18 protein-coding genes are annotated in these 23,544 nt (G+C 57.0%); 11 read left to right on the top strand and 7 right to left on the bottom strand.

What is annotated here, in order from left to right:
* Window positions 1-246: 246 nt before the first annotated feature.
* Window positions 247-1,035, top strand: coding sequence for an SDR family oxidoreductase (locus ACGY09_RS22465; RefSeq protein WP_397569515.1), 789 nt, complete (start codon window positions 247-249; stop codon window positions 1,033-1,035).
* Window positions 1,036-1,347: 312 nt separating this feature from the next.
* Window positions 1,348-1,758, top strand: a complete 411-nt coding sequence (locus ACGY09_RS22460) for an iron-sulfur cluster assembly scaffold protein (protein WP_397569514.1) — start codon at window positions 1,348-1,350, stop codon at window positions 1,756-1,758.
* Between the two features lie 187 nt (window positions 1,759-1,945).
* Here the strand turns inward: ACGY09_RS22460 and frr are convergent, their stop codons facing one another.
* The 4 genes from frr to rpsB all read right to left on the bottom strand — a co-directional run bounded on the left by frr (window position 1,946) and on the right by rpsB (window position 5,153).
* Window positions 1,946-2,503: a ribosome recycling factor gene (gene frr / locus ACGY09_RS22455; RefSeq protein WP_397569513.1), complete on the bottom strand. Its 558-nt coding sequence runs from the start codon at window positions 2,501-2,503 to the stop codon at window positions 1,946-1,948.
* 24 nt (window positions 2,504-2,527) lie between these two features.
* Window positions 2,528-3,268 (bottom strand): UMP kinase, encoded by a 741-nt coding sequence (gene pyrH / locus ACGY09_RS22450; RefSeq protein WP_373653808.1) that lies wholly within the window; start codon window positions 3,266-3,268, stop codon window positions 2,528-2,530.
* Between the two features lie 48 nt (window positions 3,269-3,316).
* On the bottom strand, window positions 3,317-4,153 hold the full coding sequence (gene tsf, locus ACGY09_RS22445) for a translation elongation factor Ts (RefSeq protein ID WP_397569512.1): 837 nt from the start codon (window positions 4,151-4,153) through the stop codon (window positions 3,317-3,319).
* Window positions 4,154-4,403: 250 nt separating this feature from the next.
* The gene (rpsB, locus tag ACGY09_RS22440) at window positions 4,404-5,153 is read right to left on the bottom strand and encodes a 30S ribosomal protein S2 (RefSeq protein ID WP_373652745.1); all 750 of its coding nucleotides are present in this window, start codon (window positions 5,151-5,153) and stop codon (window positions 4,404-4,406) included.
* Window positions 5,154-6,009: 856 nt separating this feature from the next.
* On the opposite strand from rpsB, the gene ACGY09_RS22435 reads away from it, so the two are divergent.
* Window positions 6,010-6,786, top strand: coding sequence for an SGNH/GDSL hydrolase family protein (locus ACGY09_RS22435; RefSeq protein ID WP_397569511.1), 777 nt, complete (start codon window positions 6,010-6,012; stop codon window positions 6,784-6,786).
* Window positions 6,787-6,988: 202 nt separating this feature from the next.
* Window positions 6,989-8,023: an L-threonine 3-dehydrogenase gene (tdh, locus tag ACGY09_RS22430; RefSeq protein ID WP_373653809.1), complete on the top strand. Its 1,035-nt coding sequence runs from the start codon at window positions 6,989-6,991 to the stop codon at window positions 8,021-8,023.
* Between the two features lie 193 nt (window positions 8,024-8,216).
* On the opposite strand, the gene ACGY09_RS22425 is transcribed toward tdh, so the two are convergent.
* The 3 genes from ACGY09_RS22425 to ACGY09_RS22415 form a co-directional block, all read right to left on the bottom strand.
* Window positions 8,217-9,407 (bottom strand): formylglycine-generating enzyme family protein, encoded by a 1,191-nt coding sequence (locus ACGY09_RS22425; protein WP_397569510.1) that lies wholly within the window; start codon window positions 9,405-9,407, stop codon window positions 8,217-8,219.
* 110 nt (window positions 9,408-9,517) lie between these two features.
* Window positions 9,518-11,527, bottom strand: coding sequence for a M28 family peptidase (locus ACGY09_RS22420; RefSeq protein ID WP_397569509.1), 2,010 nt, complete (start codon window positions 11,525-11,527; stop codon window positions 9,518-9,520).
* 317 nt (window positions 11,528-11,844) lie between these two features.
* Entirely contained in the window at window positions 11,845-12,468 is a 624-nt protein-coding gene (locus ACGY09_RS22415; RefSeq protein WP_373652750.1) for a TetR/AcrR family transcriptional regulator, read from the bottom strand.
* A gap of 113 nt (window positions 12,469-12,581) precedes the next feature.
* Between ACGY09_RS22415 and ACGY09_RS22410 the strand changes: the two genes are divergently transcribed.
* From ACGY09_RS22410 to ACGY09_RS22380, 7 genes are all read left to right on the top strand, one after another.
* Window positions 12,582-15,338: a PSD1 and planctomycete cytochrome C domain-containing protein gene (locus tag ACGY09_RS22410; protein ID WP_397569508.1), complete on the top strand. Its 2,757-nt coding sequence runs from the start codon at window positions 12,582-12,584 to the stop codon at window positions 15,336-15,338.
* A gap of 18 nt (window positions 15,339-15,356) precedes the next feature.
* Window positions 15,357-16,844, top strand: coding sequence for a DUF1501 domain-containing protein (locus tag ACGY09_RS22405; protein WP_397569507.1), 1,488 nt, complete (start codon window positions 15,357-15,359; stop codon window positions 16,842-16,844).
* A gap of 158 nt (window positions 16,845-17,002) precedes the next feature.
* Entirely contained in the window at window positions 17,003-17,680 is a 678-nt protein-coding gene (locus ACGY09_RS22400) for a hypothetical protein (protein WP_397569506.1), read from the top strand.
* Between the two features lie 190 nt (window positions 17,681-17,870).
* Window positions 17,871-19,163: a glutamate-1-semialdehyde 2,1-aminomutase gene (gene hemL / locus ACGY09_RS22395; RefSeq protein ID WP_373652754.1), complete on the top strand. Its 1,293-nt coding sequence runs from the start codon at window positions 17,871-17,873 to the stop codon at window positions 19,161-19,163.
* A gap of 18 nt (window positions 19,164-19,181) precedes the next feature.
* Window positions 19,182-20,918, top strand: a complete 1,737-nt coding sequence (gene ggt / locus ACGY09_RS22390) for a gamma-glutamyltransferase (RefSeq protein ID WP_397569505.1) — start codon at window positions 19,182-19,184, stop codon at window positions 20,916-20,918.
* Between the two features lie 303 nt (window positions 20,919-21,221).
* Window positions 21,222-22,001, top strand: coding sequence for a class I SAM-dependent methyltransferase (locus ACGY09_RS22385; protein WP_397569504.1), 780 nt, complete (start codon window positions 21,222-21,224; stop codon window positions 21,999-22,001).
* Between the two features lie 90 nt (window positions 22,002-22,091).
* The gene (locus tag ACGY09_RS22380) at window positions 22,092-23,435 is read left to right on the top strand and encodes an ABC transporter permease (RefSeq protein ID WP_397569503.1); all 1,344 of its coding nucleotides are present in this window, start codon (window positions 22,092-22,094) and stop codon (window positions 23,433-23,435) included.
* The last annotated feature ends 109 nt before the right edge of the window (window positions 23,436-23,544 follow it).

The raw sequence follows: 23,544 nt of genomic DNA, 5'->3' as shown, positions 1-23,544 counted from the left end.
AGTGCGGGTTGTACAGAACCGGCAATTCCTGCTCAAGATCGGTTTTCCTCCCCCTCGCGACGGGTCAGATTCTCTGAATCCCCGAAATTGACTGACATGCCGGATTCGCTTATCCACCCAGCGCGCCTTCCGCTTGAAAACAGACGTCTCACCCCCCATTCTGTTCCTGACCACGGGAAGGGAATCGGCAAACAGAGTCGGAACCCGGCCGGTGAATCTAATACCAAGCACCAGAGGAATGTCGTCGTGGATCTGCAACTGAAGGATAAAGTCATTCTCGTAACCGGTGGGGCCAAGGGAATCGGCCTGGGTGTCGCTGAAGTCCTCGCCGCGGAAGGAGCGATCCCGGTCATCGTCGGACGCAACGAAACCGACAACGCCAAAGCGGTGCAATCCATCGAAGCGGCTGGCCATCAGGCTTGGTCCGTCGTTGCGGAACTGAACCGGACTGACGACTGCCGTCGCGCGGTGACTTCTACGGTGGAGCGTTTCGGCCGCATTGAAGGTCTGGTCAACAATGCCGGAATCAACGATGGGGTGAGTCTGGAGAATGGGGACAGGGAGCGGTTCCTTGAATCGCTCCGCAAAAACCTGGTCCATTACTATGAAATGGCCAGGTTCGCGCTCCCCGAACTGAAGAAGGCCGCGGGTGCGATCGTGAACGTCGGTTCGAAAGTCGCTGAGACAGGGCAGGGGGGAACGTCCGCGTATGCCGCAGCCAACGGTGGCCGCAATGCCCTGACTCGGGAATGGGCGATCGAACTTGGAAAGTATGGTATCCGCGTCAATGCGGTCATTGTCGCCGAGTGCTGGACGCCCATGTACGCCACCTGGCTCGCCACTGTTGAAGATCCGGAAGGGACGCGAAAGCGAATCGAATCGCGCATCCCGTTTGGGCAGCGAATGACCACCGCAACAGAAATCGCGAACATGGTTGCCTTCCTGCTGTCTCCCTGTTCGAGCCACACCACCGGCCAATTGATCCATGTCGATGGTGGATACGTCCATCTCGACCGCGCCTGCCACGCAGAATAAAGCCGCGTTCATCGGCTGAAAGCCCCCCGCCCAATTGACTTGGGCGAGGAAGGACTCGTGCGGGATCACGGCAGAGTCCTTCCCGCCGAACCACGGAAAGGGCAGGGCCCGCGCGCTGTCAAAGTCGGCGTAGCAAACGGTAACGGATGGCCGCATGCTCGTACTCACAGCCTTGGAACGTGCTGCTTACTTCCTTTTCAACTGGACGGAAAAGTTGAAAGATCCGCCCCGCAGAATTCAACCGCTTGGAAACCGACTTTGATCCCCCTAAAATTGGGTGCTCGCATTCAATTTGACGTAAGGGAATTTGAAGTGTCTGACGAACTGTACGATGACCACATCCTCGATCACTTCGAGTCCCCTTATCACAAGGGACATGCTGCGTGTCCCACCTGTTCGCATTCCGATCGGAACCCGATCTGTGGCGACCAGATTACGCTGGAACTGGTGATTGATGATGCCCAGCATGTGAAAGAGGCATTCTTCGACGGAAAGGGGTGCGCCATCAGTCAAGCGGCCGCTTCGATCCTTTGCGAAACAATCGAAGGAAAGTCCCTCGATCAACTTCGTGAGTTTCAAGCACAGGACATGCTGGACCTGCTCAAAGTCCGTCTGACTGCCAGTCGCCAGAAGTGCGGCCTGCTTGGCTTCAAGGTTCTGAAGACCATGCTCTATTCACTCGATCAGTCCCAGCCGAACAGTCCTTCTACCATCACTCCGTGAAGCACCTGCGAACTCCGTCCCGACGCCGCCCAAAGGGGTGCAGGTAACAGACGCGCAGCCTGGCTCAATCCGATATAAAACGGCCGTGGTAAAACGAAGAGGAGCGTAGATCCTGGATCCACGCTCCTCTTCGTTTGATTCTCAGCAATCGGTACGAATCGATTTCTCGAAGAGACCGAACGCGACGCTAGCTCATTAATTCTTTCTCTTTGGCGTCCGCCATCGTGTTGACTTTGCCTTCGTACTGCTTGGTCAACTCCTGGATCTGCTCTTTCAATTGCTCATGAATGTCTTCATTCATCAATTTATTCTTCAGAGCGGTGTCCGAGTGCTTGTTGGCATCACGGCGGATATTTCGAATCGCTACTCGGGCATCTTCAGCAAGATCCTTCAGCCGCGCCACCATCTGCTTACGACGTTCCGTCGACAGCGGGGGAATATTCAACCGAATGACTTTGCCGTCGGAGTTTGGTGCAAGCCCTACGTCACTGGACTGAATCGCCTTCGCGATATCGTTGATTACGCCCTGATCGAAAGGACGAATCATGATTTGCTGTGCTTCCGGAACGCTGATCGTCGCAATCTGTTTCAGCGGTGTCGGTGAACCGTAGTAGTCCACACGAATCGAATCGACCAATCCCGGAGTCGCCCGACCGGTACGCAAGCCTTGAAAGTGGTCATGTGCCACCGAGGCTGCCTTTTCCATTCTCTCTTCAGCGTCGAGGAGTATCTCGTCCTGGTCCATCGTCACAAGCTCCTTTGATAGTGATTAGAGAGCCGGAGCGCCAACGCGAGTCCCTAATCGTTCTCCCGCGATTACTCGCTCGATGTTACCTGGTTTCTGGTAATTGAGCACCACAATCGGAATGTTGTGCTCCATGCAATGATGAATTGCCTGAGCATCCATCACCTGCAAATTCTGTCGCAGAACATCCTGATAGGAAATCTCAGAGTAGCGCACGGCGTGTGGGTTTTTCAGAGGATCATCTGAATACACGCCATCTACGCGAGTCGCTTTGACCACGACATCGGCATCGATTTCTCTCGCACGCAGCGCAGCGGCGGTGTCCGTCGTGACGAAGGGGCTACCCGTACCGGCCGCCAGAATTACAACCCGACCTTTTTCCAGATGGCGGATACAGCGGCGACGAATGAATGGTTCGGCAACGGGCGGAATCGTGATCGCGCTTTGAACACGCGTTGGAATCCCGTAGTGCTCCATGACGTCCTGCAGTGCCAGAGCGTTGATCGCCGTCGCCAGCATGCCCATGTAATGAGCCGTCGAGGGAACGACGATCGAGTTCGTGGAAGAGAATTCCTTCCCACGAAGGATATTCCCTCCACCGCAGACGATGGCAAGCTGCACACCGCTGTCGACCACTCGTTTGATCTGCTCACAGATAATCTGAACTTCAGAAAGACTGATGCCAGATTCGCCGGGACGAGCGAAGCTTTCGCCGCTCAGTTTAAGAAGAACTCGCTTATACTTCGGTGTCGTCCCTGCGGGCATCGAATTCAGATCTCCGGTCACATCAACAGATTTTTAACGCAAATGGGTTCAATTACCCAGAATCCAGCGAGCGAAGGTCACTGGCTTCAGACCATGCTCGGCCAGGGCCTGATTCACAGTCTTCGAGTCATCTTTGGCGAACAGCTGATAACCCAAAACGCCTTGCTCGGCATAGTAGGTCTTCATTCGTCCTTCCACGATCTTCTCGAGAATATTGGCTGGCTTGCCTGAAGCAGCCGCTTCAGCAGTCAGTCGTTCCTTCTCAGCGGCCACTTCAGCGGCTGGCAACTCTTCAGGGTGGGTGACCACTGGCTTCAGAGCCGCAACGTGCATCGCGACATCGCGAAGCACGGCTGCCGTCTTATTCTCGCCACCGGCCCGGACCAGCACGCCCGTCTTGCCGTCGTGATGGGTGTAAGCTCCGGCTGGACCTTCGACCAGCAGAACGCGAGAAACAACCATCTTCTCGCGAATCTTGCCAACGACTTCTTCGAGGAGTGCAGCCAGGGTCATGCCAGGCCGGTCTGGAGCAGTCTGGGCCAGCAGTTCTTCTGGAGTTGCTGCACCCGGGCCTTCGAGCAATCGCTTCAGCAACTGATCTGCCAGGAAGACGAAGTCATCTGCCTTGGCAACCGGTGCAGACTCACACTGCACTTCGACCATCGCGGCGCGAGTACCGTCTGCGGACACACCGGTCCGGATGACACCTTCGCTGGTGGGATTTTCAGCTCGCTTGATCGAAACTTTCTTGTTTGCTTCTTTCAGCAATTCAATCGCGCGCTGCTGGTCACCATTCGCCTCCGTGAGAGCCCTTTTGACTTCCATCATCGGCAGATTGGTCAGATCACGCAGTTCTTTGACTGCCTGGGCAGTGATCTCGGCCATGACTTTGACTCCTCAATTGTAAAAGTTCTGTGCTGACGAAGTTCAGCCGACGGTACCATTCCCGTTTCGCGAAATATCACAAAACAGAATTGCTGCCGGACGGTATCCGAAATGAGCATACCAAATCCGCTTAGCGGACTCGCTCAAATCCGACACCGTCCTACAACGGACTGGCCGCCAGCCGTTCGCCTTGCAAATTATTTATACTGCAACACGTTTGCGCCGCAAACCACTCATACAGCCATTCGAACTACGACTGAATCGAAGGCCGGGCTTTGTACTGCTCTTCCAGTGGTTGTTCGACTTCTTCTTTCGGCACCATGTTCCGACCTTCTGCAACAGCGGCGGTCAAGTGCTTCAGAACGAGTTGGATCGAACGAATGCTGTCGTCGTTGCCGGGAATCGGAAGATCGACGTCATCGGGATTGCAATCGGTATCCAGCAGAGCGATGACCTTGATGCCGACCAGATGCGCTTCGTGAACGACGTTGTGTTCCTTCTTGGGATCAACAACGATGATTGCTTCCGGCAACCGGTTCATCAATCGTAGACCATTGATATTGCGAAGCATCTTGCGGTGTTCGCGCAACAGCTTGGACTGCATCTTCTTGGAGTAGGTATTGATATCACCGGACGAGAAGATCTGATCCAGCTCTTCCAGTCGCTTCATGCGGGTTCGCATGGTACGGAAGTTGGTGAAAATCCCACCCAGCCATCGGTAATCAACATAAGGCATGTTGACCGAGTTGGCACAATCACGGATTGTCTCCGCAGCTTGCTTCTTCGTACCGCAGAACAGAACCAGGCTTCCCTGAGAAGCCACCTTCTGCAGGTACTTCTTGGCGCGGAGCAATCCACGAATGGTTTCTTTGATATCGATGATGTGGATGAGATTTCGGCGACCGTAAATGTAGGGTCGCATCTTGGGATTCCATCGACTGGTACGATGGCCGTAATGGATGCCCGCTTCGAGAAAATCTTTCACCACAATTTCAGACACGTAATGACTCCTCCACGCAATTGAGCGGGCCCAGAATCCAATTCTGTAGTTTTAACCAAGTTATTCTGCAAAAAGTGCAGCATTCCCCAAGATACGCATCGTAACGGCGCTTCCCAATCGCGTCAAATGATCACGTTTTCCAGTGAATCACGTTTTCCGGCGATTGGAACAACAGCGTCAAATCCGCCGTCTTGAGCCCCTCCTGCAACCGGCCCAAACAACGAATCTTGGATACCTCATCGGCTGCCGAAACAGGGTTCATCCCCCTATTTTCGGTCGCACACAAACAAATTCGCCTCTGTGAACCCGAAGATTGCACAGAGGCGTCGTACGCATGCCCCAGGTTTTAATGACAAATCCGGCGAATAACCATCCTTGTAAGGGCATACCATATAACGGCCCGCATTATCGCAAGAGGAGGCACTCTGTCAACTCCGCACACATCAGGAAAAATCATCGCAGTGAAGGCCTCTTTTTCAAAGTATCTGCCCGCACAAAGCAGCCCCGGGGCTGAGGAGTTGACCACCCAATCGCCCCCGTTTTCAATGCTCACGACGCTTCTCGCGCGGTGCGTCGAAGTCATCCCCGAGCAACGGCGCCCGCGATCCGGCGTCGGGAATTTGCAGCGGATTTTCTTTCGATCCGAAGTCCGTTAAGTCCCTTCCCCTGTCCAATCCCTGAGCCGATACGGACCGAATGATCCATCGAAACAACCGCGGGTTCACTGAGATGGGGCTGCGTTGCGTCGACTGGCGAACATTCATTCGTGATTGCCAACTTGTGATTTCCGGTCCACATCCGAGAATCATCCCCGCGGTTACATCAATCGAAATTCTTTTGCACGGAAGTCGACTCAATGAAATCACTGCAACTCGTCGCTCTGCTCCTGACATTTCTCTACCTCGGCATCAGCGGGACCTCACCCTCCCCGGTCCGCGCAGAGCAGGAGGAGGGAACCGTCGCCGTCGAGAAAACGACGATGGGAAGTCTTGATGTCTCAAGAGTGCTGTTTCTTGGAAACAGTATCACACTACATTCGCCTGCCCCCGCAATCGGCTGGACGGGTAACTGGGGGATGGCGGCGAGCGCTCAGGAACTGGATTATGTCCATCTTTTGTCGGGCCAAATCGCAGAAGCGGCGTCGATGCCGAAAACAAAAGTTCGGAACATTGCTGACTTCGAACGTGGCTACAACGACTACGACATTGAGGGGAAACTGAAAGCAGAACTCGACTTCGCACCGCAGGTGGTCATCGTCGCGATCGGGGAAAATGTTTCCGAACTGGCCACACCCGAGGCCGAGAAGCAGTTCGCGGCTGCATTGGATCGGCTTCTTGCATCACTCAAAGCCCGGCAGCCTCAAGCGATTTTCGTGAGGAGTTCCTTCTGGCCGAATGCCACCAAGGACCAGATCATGAAGCAGGCCTGCGCGAGTGTCGACGCCACTTATGTCGATATTCATCGTCTTGCAGAAGATGAGTCGAACTTTGCCAGGTCGGAACGTGTCATCGAACACGCCGGAGTTGCCGGGCATCCGGGTGACAAAGGGATGCGCGCGATCGCTGACGCAATTTTCGCGGCCATTCAGCGGCGATCGAAACAGCACCTCGAAGACAAGCGTCCTAAGGAGTGATCCTCACTGTTGTGACTCTCTGTGAAGTAAACTTTAGCTGGTTCATCACTCTACGGAATTCGAATGGGCATGATGAATCCGACAGATCTTCACAGAGCTGTTACTGCCGTCTTGCATGAGCACATCTCGGAACCTCTTCTCATCCGTTGCAACGTCGACAACAGATCCCCTCTCAAACCGTTAAGGTCACAGCATGAAGACGATGAAGGCCCTGGTGAAAGCCCAGTCCGCTCCGGGACTCACCCTGCAGGACGTTCCAGTCCCTGAAATTGGCATCAATGATGTTCTGATCCGCGTGGACCGAACCGGAATTTGTGGAACGGACCTGCATATCTACAAGTGGGATGCGTGGGCGCAAAAGACAATTCCCGTCCCCATGGTTGTGGGTCACGAGTTCGTGGGCGAAATTGTCGAAGTTGGTTCCAATGTCACCGATTTCCACCCTGGGGAAGTCGTCAGCGGCGAAGGACACGTTGTCTGCGGCCGGTGTCGAAACTGTCTCGCAGGCCGCCGCCATCTCTGCAAAGACACGAAGGGGGTCGGCGTCAATCGCCCCGGTGCTTTCGCAGAATACCTTTCGCTGCCCATGACCAACGTCTGGCACCATCGAGACGATATCGACCGCGACGTGGCTTCAATCTACGACCCCTTTGGAAATGCCGTTCACACGGCACTGTCATTTCCCGTGCTGGGGGAAGATGTTCTGATCACCGGGGCAGGGCCGATCGGCATCATGGCGGCCGCCATCGTCCGACACGCCGGAGCCCGCTATGTCGTCATCACTGATGTCAACGACTACCGGCTAGAGCTGGCGAAATCCATGGGGGCGACCGTTGCCCTGAACGTCTCGAAAGGGAACCTCGCTGATGTCCAGAAGCAGCTCGGTATGAAGGAAGGATTCGATGTCGGGCTGGAAATGTCCGGCAATCCGACCGCATTTCGTGAGCTCCTGGCAAACATGGCCCATGGCGGCAAGATCGCCATGCTGGGTATCCCGTCGGAACAGATCGCCATCGACTGGAACCTGGTAGTCTTCAACATGCTGACAATCAAAGGAATCTACGGCCGTGAGATGTACGAGACGTGGTACAAGATGTCCGTCATGCTGGAGAGTGGACTGAATATCCGCCCCGTCATCACACATCGCTATCACTACACCGAATTTGAAAAGGGCTTTGAAGTCATGCTGTCAGGACAGTCGGGGAAAGTCGTCCTCAACTGGAAGGACGAGGCCTGACCCACGAACGCGCATCAACTCCGGGAAGTGTCGCTTGATCGCGGCACCTCCCGGACCCGAGCCCGCTCGAATCGCTGACCGGACCAGAACAGTTCAGACTTCAGGCCCGACACGGAGAATGAACTGATTCGCAGAAACGGCCCGGTGTCGAGCTAACCTGCAGATCTAACCTGTCGAGCCGAAGGTGACACCATCACTTGGTGCCGCGGGGAATCCTGAGTACACAGCGGAATCCGACGTCGCCATGGGCTTTCCCCATATCCTTTCCGGTCCGATGCCAGATACTCCAGTTCTCGCCATTTCCCTTGACGACGCGAAGATTCATGTCACGAACCTTCTTCGGGCCGCTCCAGTTTTTCAGACTGTCCTTCGAAATTGAGTTCACGGCTTCTTCATGAGCCGTCGCCGAGTACAGATCTGCGCACCACTCAGAGGCGTTCCCCGCCAGGTCATAAATTCCGTAAGGGCTGCGGTCGGCAGCGAAGACTCCCGTCGCCGAGATTGTGCGTTCGGCCCAGAGAGGTCTTCCGTCCCCCCAGGGTGTTCTCAGCCCGTGAGTACCACGAGCCGCTTTCTCAAACTCGGCTTCCGTCGGAAGCTCCATGCCCGCCCACTTGGCGTAATTGACTGCAATCCCCCAGGGAAGCCCTAACGCCGGCAACTGGGGGGGACTCGAGGCATTCAGCGGAGCCGGGGGAACCGTCTTCTTTTTCTCGCGCATTTCGACGCGGTACCTCTCAAAGTCTTGAATTGTGACTTCGAGCACCTGCATGTAGTACGTGTCGAGTTCCACTGTGATCGAAGGCCTGCTGACATCAGGGCCGATATCAGAACCGACAATGGCAGGCCCGGCAGGAACACACGCAAGCTGGGTTCCATTCTTCGTGCACAGAATTCGCTGGGGATAACCTTCCGGGGTGAATCCGTACTCGCGCACTTCTTCAAAGCCTGGCGGAAGCGTAAATCCCGCCTTACGCTCGACCGCCGTGCCTCCCGACAGCGACTGACTGGCGGTCGCGTTAACGACGAACTGGGTCGAGTCATACAGTTGGTCAGCAGACGTCACTTCGAACTTGTTCGCGGGAGAGACCGGCGGATCAGCATCCACTTCAACCAGCTGTCCCGGACCGCTGACGACAAACAGAAAACGGGGATCCACATTCGCAACAAGCGATGACGTTTTGCCCCCCGATGGCTTGGATTGAGGCTTCGGCTGCGACTGAGAGGTTCCGGGACCCGTCCCCGCAGGAGACGGCGGCGGCACCGGCCTGGTACTGGCGACCGACGTGACTGGAGCCTCTGTCGGTGTTTTTGAGCAACCCACCAGCGGGAGACACAAAGCGAGCAAAGTGCCGACAATTCGACGTCGAGGCAGACTTCGCATGGTGTGGCTCCAGTCCAGATAACTTACTCAGGACGAATGTGATCAAAGTGGAAAACGGAACGAGCAAGCGCGGCGATTCACCCACGCCCCCTCACCGTCAATGTTGCACGTTATCTCGGCGGATCAAGCGTCACTTTAAAAGTCTGCTCTTGCTTGTCACGGATGACCGTGAAGTCGACGACATCCCCCGGTGCAAATTTTCTCAGTGCCGCGTCGAAATCGTCAAGGTTGCTGACCGGGTGCGGACCGAGCTTCACGATTCGGTCACCTCCTTTTAAGCCACCCTTTTGTGCTGGCCCCCCCGCCGAAACACCACTGATCGCATACCCCGGTTCCTCGTTGCCAAACTCGGGAATGGTTCCGACGTAAGGGCGACTGCCGCCACGACCGGGGGTACTGTTCCCCTGAACTTCGACATACGCGGGACGCTCAGATTGCCTCAACGTTGCATCGATCATCGCTTCCATCAGATTGGCAACCCGGGACACCCCTTCGATATTAATCTTCTCCCAATCGTCTGTCGGCTTGTGGTAGTCCGCGTGCTCACCCGTAAAGAAATGCAGCACCGGAATCTTCTTGGCATAGAACGAGGCATGGTCACTGGGCCCAATCCCTTCCGGCTTGAAGATCAGCTTAAACCCTGCGTCGCCGTTGAATTGCTTCAGTTCGGGCTCCCAGCGGGGACTTGTCCCTGTACCGTAAACAATCAGTTTGTCATCTTTCAGTCGGCCGACCATGTCCATATTCAGCATGGCGATGGTCGTGTCCAGCGGAAACACGGGCTCTTTACAGTACCGGGCCGAACCCAGCAGCCCCAGTTCTTCGCCGGTGAAAGCGATGAAGACCAGGCGGCGTGAGGGCTTGGCGATCCTGGCCTTCTCCCCAAAACGTCGTGCCAGCTCCAGCAGCGTGACTGTTCCGGAAGCGTTGTCATCTGCCCCGTTGTGAATCTCGGTAGAACCGGGAGCCAGCGAGTTTTGGCCACCCCGGCCGACGTGATCGTAATGAGCACCGATCACGATGGTCTCATCTGCCAGCGGTCCTTCCCCATCAATCACCCCAATGACGTTGGAGACGTCGGCGCGCACCTTTTCGACATTGAGTTCACCCTGAGCTCGCCAACCCGTAACAGCCATGGACTTTGGTTTGTGAGTCGAATCGATCTCAGCTTCCAGCTTGGATAAATCCGTCTTGAGCGACGCCAGAATCTGATCACACGTCTTGATTGAGATATGAAAGGCGGGCGGGAACGCCTTGTTTTCCCCGCTCCCTGCATACCCAAACTTCATCAGCGGGTCGTCATCACTTTTTTCGGCAGCGGCCCGAATCGACTTCGCCTGATTGGTCGCTTCGGCCAGCTGGTTCCGGGCTTCGTTGAACTTTTCGACGTCGTTGGCGTCGGCAGATAAAAATGCTTCCGCCGCAAGCGAGACCTTTTCATGGGCGCTATAGAGGTTTTCACGACGCGTTTCTGCTGCTTTCCGGCCCGAGTAGGGGTCGTTCACGAACAGCACCGCAGCCGCTTTCTGGGCGGCTGCATTTGTCATTTTTGTTCGCAAATCTGCATGTCGGGAAATCCCATGTGTGCTGGCAAAGGGACTGGAGGGATCGCTCTGACGTGGATTCCGTCGCAAGACGATGATCACCTTTCCTTCGACATCAATCCCTTCAAAATCGTTGTAGCCTTCATCGCTGGCATCGATCCCATACCCACAGAACACCACGTCGCCATCGAACTTCCCACTTCCCCCGAATGAACAGCCTTCGACATCGTCACCGATTTTCAGTTCGATCGTCGTTCCTTCTGGCCCCACCAGTCGCAACGAGTTGGTGCCGACAAGCTTTGAACCAGTCGCGATGTCAAATTTCTGGAAGGCATCTCCGTCCACCCGATCGACGGCCAACCCTGCTTTGGCAAATTCGGTCTTGATGAACTGAGCGGCGATATTAAGACCGCTGGTCCCGACACCGCGCCCTTCCAGATCATCTGAAGCAAGGAACTTGATATCGTTGAGTAGTCGTACCTGCGACTCAACAACCGCGTCGCCGAAAAGTGGATAAGCGGCAAACGCCAGCACCAGTGCAAATCCACTGATGACCATAGCTGGAAAGCGGAACATGTTGAACCTCAGAGGGAATCGAGTGACAACCGCCAGCCATTGTAGACCGCATGTTGGGTGAATTACAGGGTTCCGTCCACCCGCTGCCGATCGGCATCATGACGCTTGAACAAGAAGCGGGGGGTTACAGAGGCAACCTGCCACGTACCGCAGCCGTCGCGACAGCTCACTTCTAATTCGAGAAGTTGAGAGGAAATGTTCGAGTCGATGCCCCGTGCCAGGGCTCGTTCTCGGGAAGGGGAGTGTCCCATGAAGTCCCTCTACAGGCCACCAGCCGCAGATTCTTCACCATCGAAACCGCGACGACACCGCGAATTTCAGTTGGCATCCACTCGCAGCGACTTCCAGGCAGCGAGTGCCAACGGTTCGATTGCGGATCGCAGGTTACTGCTCACACGGCCCATCAGCCAGGCGCGCGCAAGATGAGCTGCAGGGCCAATTATCTGTGAGAAATACAGTTCCAGCGGCAGCTTGACTAACTCACCACGCTCCGCGAACGGTCTCAGGCGCAGGGCAATTTTTTGCGCGAAGTTATCGCTCAGTTCCCGGTGCTTGGCGTTGATATCCCCCTGAACATCGGCCAGCCCTAATCGCGCCAGATAGAGTGATAAGGCCGGTGCATTGATGACAATTTTGAGATGTGTCGAAATCAACGCGTGGATAACGCTTCGTAGCGATGTTTTTCGTTCAATCGAGCGTAGCATATCCCGCTCATAGCTCTGCATCCCTTCGAGAAACAGCGTCATGGCGATGTCATCTTTCCCTTCGAAAAGATGATAGACACTTCCCGTACTTGCGCCAGACGCGGCGCAGATTTGCGGCATTGTCGTGCCGGGGATCCCTTGCCGCAAAAAGAGCTCCAGAGAAGCATCCAGAATCTCTCGTCGGCGCTGGTCTGTCGCCTCGCGCCGACGACCGGGAGTGGTCGAGCGTGTTGACATGGGAATACTCATAAGATTAGAACCGTATTCTAAAGTTTTCAGGAATGGCCATGGCCCCGCCAGCGCATTCGCGCATAAACAACCCCTTATGATTCATCAACCAGGGTGAAAAGATGATGCGACGAGATGGGCTTTTGATTGCCATCCTGATGGGAGCGTTATTTCCGTCACATATACTCCTGACGGGGTCCGAGGCACAAGAAACTCCGGCCTCGCAGGGCTTCAATTCAAACGACTCAGATACGTTCGACGTCGAACGGACCATTGCGCCACTCCTTCAGGCTCGCTGCCTGGAATGTCATGGCCGCAGGCAGCACGAAGGGGGGGTGCGGCTCGACTCGCGCGAAGCCATTCTTCGTGGCGGCGACAACCATCAGATCGTGATCGCCGGGAATGCCGATGAAAGCCGCTTGTTTCAACTCGTCACCGGCACTGCCCCGGATCACGTGGTTATGCCGCCTGAAGGTCCCCGCCTGCGACCTGAGCAGATCGAAGGACTTCGACGCTGGATCAACGAGGGCCTGCCCTGGCCGGATAGTCTCAGGCTGGACCGCTCTCCTGCTGAGATTGCGAGGTCCCACTGGTCTTTCAGACCCGTTGTCCGCCCACAGGTTCCGGTGATTGATGCGAACCCATCTCAGAAGCTGCTGGCGGATCAGGACGTTGCACCGGGACCGATTGACGGATTTGTTCTCGCGCGGCTTGAGTCAGAAGGACTAACACCAGCACCTCTGGCAAACCGCCGGACATTGATTCGCCGTCTGACATTCGACCTCATCGGACTTCCTCCGACTCCGGCCGAAGTCGACGAGTTCGTCGCCGATCACTCTCCCGATGCGGTGGAACGTCTGGTCGATCGTCTGATCGCCTCACCTCATTACGGCGAACGCTGGGCACGACCCTGGCTCGACCTGTGCCACTACGGCGACACTGATGGATACCTGACCGACCAGAAACGCCCCGTTGCCTGGCGATATCGTCAATGGCTGATCGACGCTCTTAATAGCGACCTGCCGCTGACGGATTTCACGATGCAGCAGATCGCTGGTGATCTCATCCCCGGTGCCACCGAGCAGCAACTCCTGGGAACGGGCTTCCTGCGAAATACGCTCAGCAATCGAGAAGGGGGGGCCGACCTGGAGGAATACCGGGTCGAGCAGATTGTCGACCGGGCAACGATGGTCGGCACCGCATGGCTCGGCTTAACAGTGGGATGTGCGCGTTGCCACGACCACAAATTCGATCCGTTGTCACAGAGTGAGTTCTACGGACTTTACGCCTTCTTCAACAATGCCGACGAAGTCAACATCGCGGCACCGCTGCCTCACGAAAAAGATCACTACGCCCGGGAAAAGCCGGACTACGACAAGCGACGAACGGAGCTACTTGCCCCTCAACTCGCCGCGATCCTGGAACTCCAGGACCGCTGGGAAAAGAAAATGCTGCACGCAGCAGCAAACCCCGGCCAGGATTATTTGTGGTTCCGTCAGTGGGAAATCCTGGGGCTCGTCTGGGGTGGGGAACTCGGCGAGGGGCAGCTCGAAGGGTGCCAGATCGTCCTGATTCCCATGGCCAGTCGCACCCAGGATCAACGCGATCGACTGCTCGACTATTTTCTCCGCTGGGGAGAATTAACCGACCCTGCACGCTTCAAAGAATTGAAGCTACCGGAACTGCAAAGCCAACTCCTCGAACTGGCAAAGCAGGCACCCGGAGCGACCCGTGCACCGGTCATGCAGGAAACGGTAACCCCGCGTCAGTCCTATCTGCACGTACGTGGTGATTTTCGAGTGGCTGGCGATGTCGTGAAACCGGCAATTCCTGAATGGCTGATAGTAACAAATCTGACATCACAGAATTCCCTCGCTGCTGTGGGCTCCCCCGAATCCCAGCCCTATCAGGAGGCAAACCTTGTGGTCGCCGATGCGCCTAACTTCGCCGCGACCGGGGAATTGACTTCACGTCTTGACCTGGCCAACTGGCTGGCTTCGAAAGACAATCCGCTGACGGGCCGCGTTTTCGTCAATCGAGCCTGGCAGGAATTCTTCGGTCGAGGACTGGTCGAGACGGCGGATAATTTTGGTCTCAACGGCGACCGGCCCAGCCATCCCGAACTACTCGACTGGCTCGCAGATGAACTGCATCGAATGGGGGGGAGCCTGAAGAGACTGCACCGCCGAATTGCCACATCGCGGACCTACTGCCAGTCTTCGCATGTCCGGCCGGATCTCATCGTTCGCGACCCGCAGAATCGACTGCTCGCGCGACAGGTACCGCTGAGGCTTTCGGCCGAGCAGGTGAGAGACGCTTCACTTGCCGTCAGCGGACTGCTTGCCGACCAGATTGGGGGACCAAGCGTCTTTCCACCTCAACCCGAGTCGGTATCGATGGAAGGTTTTGATCAAACCTGGAAAGCCAGTGAAGGTGCGGACCGAAACCGCAGAGGCCTCTACACATGGCTGCAACGGCTTTCCCCGTATGCCCAGGGAGTCACGTTCGACGCTCCGACGAACTCACGCGTCTGTGTCCGCCGCGAACGATCGAATACCCCGCTGCAGGCCCTCACCCTGCTCAACGATCCCATCTTCTGGGAGGCCGCTGAGTCACTTGCCGAACGAATCACGTGCGAAGGACCTAACGATTTCGATGGCCGGCTGACGTACGGCTTTCAGCTCGTCTTGGGACGCAGTCCCGATCCATTCGAACAACAACGGCTGACAGACCACTTCCACGAGCTGACTTCCCTGCCGCGGGAGCAGGTCGCTGCACCGCATGTCTCGTCCGCTTCGCAGGACAGGTCCTCCCTCAGCGCCTGGACAAGTATCGCGAGCATCCTGCTGAATCTGCATGAGTTCATCACCCGTGAATAGCGGAAAGAGGTTACCTCGATGTCCCCGACGACCGCCTCGAAGCCTGCTCTACCCGGAATACCATCCATCAACCGGCGCTCTTTTCTCACCAACTCGGCCTATGGCGTCGGAGGCATGGCTCTCGCCAGTCTTCTCTCACAAGACGGTTACGCGAGCGGAGTGGGGAATCTGACCCCGCCTGGTTCCCAAGCGCCGAGCCCGTCCCGGCAACCCCACTTCACTCCGCGCGCGAAGAATGTCATCTTTCTCTTTATGGGGGGCGGACCGAGCCAACTGGATCTGTTTGACCCCAAACCAGAAATGCAACGCTTGCACGGGCAACCGGTCCCCGAATCCTTCCTTCAGTCACTTGCCGATTCGGTGATCAAGGGTGGCGCCAGCGTCATGGCAAGCCCCCGCAAGTTCACGCGGTACGGCGAGTCGGGAATGGAGTTCTCTGACTTCCTGCCGCACCTGGGAACCTGTGCTGACGACCTCTGCATGGTCCGTTCGATGTTCACCACAACATCCAATCACGATCCCGGTCAGATGCTGTTCCAGTGTGGCACCACCCAGTTCGGCCATCCCTGCATGGGTTCATGGGTGACATGGGGTCTTGGCAGCGAATCACAGAACCTGCCCGGGTTCGTCGTCCTGTTGTCAAACTCGGGGAAGGGACTCGACTCCGGTTCCGCGGCCTGGAGCAGCGGATTTCTGCCGTCCAACTACCGGGGAGTCACCTTTCGCGGGCAGGGGTCACCTATCCTGCATCTCCACAGCCCCCCTGGCGTCAACCCGAAGTTCCAGCGGTCGAGACTGGATGCGCTGCGCGATCTGAATTCCCGTCGTTCGGCTGTCACCGGTGATCCCGAGATTGAGTCTCGTATCGCCGCGTATGAACTGGCCTATCGTATGCAGATCGCCGCCCCGGAACTGGTCGATCTTTCCAGTGAGACCGCGTCCACACTGGACGCGTACGGCCTGAATCAGGAAACCACACGAGGGTTCGGCACAAATTGTCTGCTGGCTCGCCGCATGGTCGAACGAGGGGTCCGGTTCGTACAGCTCTATCACACAACCTGGGACGACCATAGCGAGCTGAACAAAAACCTCGCCCTCAATACTCGAATGACCGATCAGCCCGCTGCCGCACTCATCAAGGACCTGAAACAACGAGGTTTACTGGAGGATACGTTAGTCATCTGGGCAGGAGAATTTGGCCGGACGCCGATGTATGAAGTCCGGCGCGGTCCCGGGACAGACCCCGAACGGGCCGGTCGGGATCATCATCCCTTTGGCTTCACCGTTCTGCTGTCCGGTGGCGGGATTCGGAGCGGTCAGATTGTCGGCAGTACGGATGAACTCGGCTATCACGCGGCCGAAGACCCGATTCATGTTCATGATCTCCAGGCCACGATCCTGCACTGCCTGGGACTAGACCATAGCCGACTGACATTCCGACATCAGGGGCGGGATTTCCGTCTGACCGACGTGGCCGGCCACGTTCAGCAGAAACTTCTGGCGTAGCTGTGCCGTCGCCCCAGTCACTTCGCCAGTGACTTGCAAGGCCGCTTCCACGGGGGTCTGCTTGATTTCGAGGGCCGGTTGTTCCAGAATCGTCGGACATCCAGTGCAACTGGCGAGCGACTAGACGAAACCCCAAACGACAATGGAGCGATGGTCTAATGTCGATTGAACGAGCTGAAAAGCTGAAAGAACTTTTGACAGACAAGTTCGTCGTTGTGGATGCAAGTGTTCCGGAGCTGCGACGGTTCGAAAACTGGACCGGCAAAGTACGCACCGTGAACATGAACTGTCGGGCTCTCGTCGAATTCGATGGACCAGTGGACATCGGCTGGTATGACATCGATCCCGACTACTTGAAAGTCGTTGACGCTCCCGTCAAGAAAGCCCCCCCCGCAGCGAAGACTGCGCCCGCGGCCAAGCCCCCCGCAGCAGCAGGAGCCCCCTCCGCAGCACCCAAACCTGCCGCCGCTGGCAAAAGCCCTCTCGACGCAATCCGAGCTCAGCAAAGCGCCAAGGCTGCTGCCGCATCTTCGGCTGCCCCGACTGCCGCCCCCGGCAAACCGTCTCCATTGGACATGATCCGCAAGCAGCAGGCTGCAAAAGCGGCTGCGGCGGCCGCTGCTCCGGCCGAATCGGTCGCCACGCCAGCACCGACTGCCGCAGCGCCAGAGGCTGCTGTCGCAGAACCAGTGCCTGCCGAACCAGTCGTCACGGAAGCAGCGTCTGCTCCTGCTCCTGCAGCCCCCGCCGCCGTTCCGACAACGGGTCCCGATGGTCGTCCGCTCTCAAAACTTGAGATCATCCGGATGCAGCAGGCCGCGAAAAAAGGGGGATGACCGTTCTCCCACCGGGGACGGCTCCAGGAAAATCCTCACACCCCGTCCGAGGCTCACGCCGAGCTTTCGCATCGGGTTGCTGCGCCGCTATAACGGCGTCAGGCCCGTTTCCTCCATGGTTTTTGTCGTGTGGCCTCATCCAGACGAACAAAGGCCTGCTTCCTCACGTTTTCCGCCATAGACAGAACACATGACCTTCACACAGCAGAAGAGCCAGCAACACTTTAACCGTGCCCAGAAATCGATCCCCGGTGGGGTGAACAGTCCCGCTCGCGCTTTCGGTGGAGTTGGCGGAACCCCGGTCGTGATGGACCGTGCCGAGGGAGCCTACCTGTTTGATATCGATGGCAACCGGTACGTTGATTACATCGGTTCATGGGGGCCGCACATCCTGGGACACCGTCACCCGGCCGTCATCGCCGCGATCCACAAAGCGCTCGAAAAGGGGACCAGCTTTGGTGCTCCGTGCGAACTGGAAACAGAACTGGCGGAACTGGTCATTGAGGCTGTTCCATCGATTGAACGAGTGCGAATGGTGAATTCCGGGACCGAAGCGACGATGAGCGCCATTCGCGTCGCCCGTGGATTCACCGGCCGGAATGTCCTCATCAAATTTGCCGGTTGCTACCACGGACATGTCGACAGCCTGCTCGTCAAAGCGGGCAGCGGGGCACTCACACTCGGGACACCCTCCAGCCCGGGGGTCCCCGCCGGCTGCACTGCTGACACGATCGTGCTCGAATACAACGATCCACAGCAGCTCGAGTCCGCCTTCGCAGCGCGCGGATCAGAAATTGCCGCCGTCATTCTGGAACCCGTCGTGGGAAATATGGGCGTGGTCATCCCGACGACCGAGTTCCTTCAGGCACTGCAGAGCCTGTGTCAAAAGCACGGTTCGCTGCTGATCTTCGACGAGGTCATGACCGGCTTCCGCGTAAGTTACGGGGGTGCGCAGAGCCTGTGGGGAATCCGGCCCGACCTGACCACACTCGGAAAGATCATCGGTGGCGGTCTTCCTGTCGGGGCCTACGGTGGCCGAGCTGACGTGATGAACTCCGTTTCACCCGTGGGGCCGGTCTATCAGGCAGGGACACTTTCGGGGAACCCTGTGGCCATGGCCAGTGGGATCGCAACGCTCACCCAGCTCAAAATCAACAACCCTTATCCGAAGCTGGATCAATTGACGTCGACACTCGTCGCAGGGCTTGCCGAGCGTGCGACCGCCGCCCGCATCCCTCATACGATTCCGCGCGTCGGCAGCATGTTCACGTTCTACTTCAATCCTGCTGCGGTGACGAATCTGCAAGTCGCTTCACAGAGCGATACAAAGGCGTACTCACGGTACTTCCACGCCATGCTCGAACGGGGCATCTACCTGGCATGCAGCCAGTTCGAAGCGAATTTTGTTTCCGCCGCACATTCCGAAGCCGACATTCAGGCCACACTGGACGCTGCCGAGCAGGCATTCGGACTGGTGAGCTAAACCCGGGAAGGTCCAACCTTGCGACAGTTCATCATGCACCCCGCTCGTTCGATCCCTTCCGTCTTTTCGGTCGGGATAGTGTTGTGGACGATCGCTGCCGGGATCGCTGGACGGGCGAGTTGGGCAGATGAACTGAAGGAAGGCAAAGACAGCCAGTCCCGTCTCGGTATCGTCGTTTCTGTTTCCCAACCGGCCTCCGTGATCGGTCGCGAAGTTCTCGATGCCGGGGGAAACGCTGTCGATGCAGCGGTGGCAACCGCTTTTGCACTGGCTGTCACGTGGCCTGAAGCGGGGAACATCGGCGGGGGAGGCTTCATGCTGATCCATTCCCCCGGTCAAGCTCAGCCGATCATGATCGACTATCGCGAGAAAGCTCCCGCTCTCGCGACAGTCGATATGTTCGCAAATGGACGGACATCCCCCCATTTACTTGTCGGGGTCCCAGGAACAGTGCGGGGATTACAACTCGCTCACAACCGATTCGGCAGGCTTGCCTGGGAGCAACTCGTGCTGCCCGCCGCGCGGCTGGCGCGAGAGGGCTTCAAAATCAACGACGAACTGGCCAAGTCCCTGAACGAGGTCATCGAAACGTCCCGCGGCAACGCCGAGTTGCTTCGCGTACTGGGCAAGGACAACGGACGACAAACCTGGACGGCCGGGGACAGACTCATCCAGAATGATCTGGCAGCGACGTTGACGTCCATCGCGACAGAGGGTGCAGATGCCTTCTACACCGGACCGCTGGTGGACTCGCTGGAAGCGGAAATGGAGCGCGGGGGTGGACTCATTCGCCGATCCGATCTCGCTGCTTACGAACCCGAGGTGCGAGCTCCCGTGCATGGCACCTTCCGCGGCTACGAGATCTTCGCTGCGGCCCCACCCAGTTCCGGGGGTATCGCCCTGATCCAGATGCTCAATATGGTCGAAACTTTTAACCTGCGTCAGGAAGGCCGCTGGTCACCGCTGACTCTGCATCTGATGATCGAAAGTATGCGGCGAGCCTATCTCGACCGCGCCAGGTTTCTCGGTGACCCTGACTTTGTCGACATACCGCCGCACCTGACGTCCAAGCAGTACGCTGCCGAACTGGCGCAGAGCATCTCGCCCACGACAGCCACCTCCTCCGCTGAACTCGGTGCCGATATTCTGACGCCGGAGGATGGACCGAACACGACCCACTTCAGCGTGATCGATCGCGATGGGATGGCCGTCTCCAACACCTACACCTTGGAAAACAGCTTTGGCTCACGAATTGTGGTTCAGGGGGCCGGATATCTGTTGAACGACGAAATGGGTGACTTCAATCCCCGCCCGGGTGTGACAGACTCCAGGGGATTAATCGGAACAAAGCCCAATCTCGTAGCGCCGGGCAAACGGATGCTCAGTTCGATGACTCCCGTGATTGTCACTCGTAATCAGCGAGTAGTGCTGGTGACCGGCAGTCCCGGCGGTCGCACCATCATCAACACCGTCTTCTGTGTCGTGCTGAATCTGCTCGAATTTGAGATGCCGATCCGTGATGCCGTCGATGCCCCCCGCCTGCATCATGCGTGGATGCCGGATACGGTGACTCTTGAAACGGGACTCCTTCGCGACCACCCCGATGCCGTAGCCAGCTTGCGAGAGAAGGGCCATCAAATTGTCGCTCGCGGTTCCCGCCAGGGAGACGCCCACTCGATTTACATCTCTGAAAGTGACGGAATGCGATGGGGGGCCGCCGATCAACGTCGTCGCGGCTGGGCCTCGGGGCAGTAGTTTTCTCCTCGGGTCTGGCTGATGACGTGGAAGCAAACACTCGCGGACGAAGACCGTTCGGCAGTAGCGGATCATTGCCCGCGAGCCCCTTCTGTCAGGGATGGACACTCCCGATGGCAGGTCAGCGCCAGGGATCGAGCATTCTTGCGGGCCTTCTTCTGAAATTTCGAACGTGGTGAAATGGCATCGTTCGTTCTTACAGTGCCATTGCGTTACACTCCCGCTTCAACTGCGGAACTCACTCACGAGTTCGTAACCTTCGTTCGTTGATAAACCTCTCCCTCTTGGAGCCCGACACCGCTCATGGAAACGATCGCCGGTCATCTGTACGACTACCCAAAGTACTACGACTTGATCTTTGGCTCAGATTGGGCAGCAGAATACAAGTTTCTGAAACAATGCTTCGCTAAGTATGCCAAGCGGCCAGTGAAACGACTGTTCGAACCGGCATGCGGGACAGGCCGGCTGGTCGTTCAGTTCGCGAAAGAGGGCTACGAAATTTCGGGCAATGACCTGAATGAAAAGGCCATCGCTTACTGCAACGCGCGGTTGAAACGGGCTGGCTATCCCGAGTCGACCTTCGTCGGAGATATGGCGGACTTCAAACTGAAGAAAAAAGTCGATGCCGCCTTCAACATGATCAACACCTTTCGGCATCTTCCGACGGAAGAGGCGGCCCAAGCCCATTTTCGCTGCGTGGCCGATGCATTGAATAAAGGGGGGCTGTATATCCTGGGGCTGCATCTGACCCCGAAGACTCCCGCCAAGTGCACTTCCGAGTCCTGGTCGTCGTCACGCGGGAATCTCTCCGTTGTCTCGAATCTCTGGACAATCGAGACCAATCTCAAAAAACGTCAGGAACGAATCGGCGTGACCTACGACGTCTATACTCCGACAAAGCAGTTCCGCATCACTGACGAAACAATCTTTCGCACCTACACTGCTGAGCAGATGTTTTCGTTGTTCGCATCGGAACCGCGGCTGCGGGTACTGGAAATGTTCGACTTCCGCTATGACCTGGACTGGCCAATCGACATTACGAACGACACCGAAGACATCGTTTATGTCATGCAGCGAGTCTGAACCAGGTCGGATTGGTACGTTCTGTGCAACAGAGCCTTGCCGACAGGTACGATCCGCCGCCATGTTACTTGATGGAAAGTGCCCTGCTCGATGTTCCTGTTTGCATTTCGAAATCTGATCAGCCGTCCTGTTCGCTCGCTCCTGGCACTGCTCGGCCTGACCGTGGCCATCGCCGGGATGGTCGGGCTGTTTTCCATCGCCACCGGCATCGACGACCTTGTCGGAAAAACCTTCAGCCGTATACCCGGCCTGGCGGCGATGCAGCCAGGAGCGCCCATCCCATTATTCTCGCGATTGCCGATCGGCTGGGTTGCCGAGATCGCCGAAGTGAAGGGGGTTCGCAAAGCCCGTCCGGAAGTCTGGGCTCGTGCCCAGCTTGTCGAAGGAAAACCCACATTCAGTCCCCCTCGGTTCCTGTTCGGCACCGACATCAAGACGACTTTGGAGTTGAAAGAGGCCATCTACCGCGACGACATCGTCGCGGGACGATTCCTGACGACAGACGATATCGGCACATTTAACTGCGTGATCAGTCGCCCCATCGCTGAAGCATTTAAGAAGACAATTGGCGACCGTCTGCATGTGGATGGCTATGACCTGACCGTGGTCGGCATCTATCAGTGTGGATCACTACTGCTTGATATTGCGATTGTCCTTGACGGAAACTCCGTCAGAAAGATCGGCAAGTTTGACGACTCGCTGGTCTCTTCAGTTTATATCGAACCGGACGACAGCGTATCGAAAGAACAGCTGATTGAAGAGATCCGCCAGAAGTTTCAGGGTCGTCGTGCCAGCGACTGGCGAACGAACGCTCTCGTCGAATTTCCGCAGGCGGGACTGGCCGGGCTGCTGAACGCCATCGCCCAGTTGCTGGAAGCGGCCGCCAGCCGGCTGCAAGGGAACAGTTTTTCTGCCCCGGGGAATTCCCTGTTAACGGCCCCATCCGCAGAGACCCCATCTGACCAACAGGCGAGTGATGAAGATGGCATCGAAGTCCGTTCCGCTCAGGACTGGGGTGACAAGATTGCAGATTTGAGTTCTGACCTCGACATCTTTCTCTATCTTATGACGGGGATCGGGATCATCATCGCGTTACTCAGCATCCTGAATACGATGCTGATGAGTGTCGCGGAACGATTAATTGAATTCGGGGTCCTGAAAGCAAACGGCTGGTCAGCGTGGGACGTGATGCGACTGGTCACCTGGGAGAGTGCCTTACTGGGACTGAGCGGCGGGATTCTCGGCTGTCTGGCGGGATGGATTGCCGTTCAGATACTAAACACCATCTATTCTACGAGACTCTATCTGTATGCCAGCCCGGGTCTGCTGCTGTTCAGCCTGGGATTCAGTACCTTCCTGGGCATGATCGGCGGCCTCTATCCCGCTCTCTGGGCCCTGCGAATGTCCCCCATGGAAGCCATTCGCAGGGGATGAGGGCTCATTGGTGAGGCCAAGTCATTCCCCAAGACGGATCGAGGGGTGGCCTCATTCGGTGCCCCGCCAACGTCCCATCGGGCGATCTGAAGATTTCTCATTACCCGTT

Origin of the sequence: Schlesneria sphaerica (assembly GCF_044336245.1) — a bacterium.
Lineage (GTDB): Bacteria > Planctomycetota > Planctomycetia > Planctomycetales > Planctomycetaceae > Schlesneria > Schlesneria sphaerica.
Note: the sequence above shows the minus strand (reverse complement) of the source record. Positions and strands in the feature narration are given on the sequence as shown.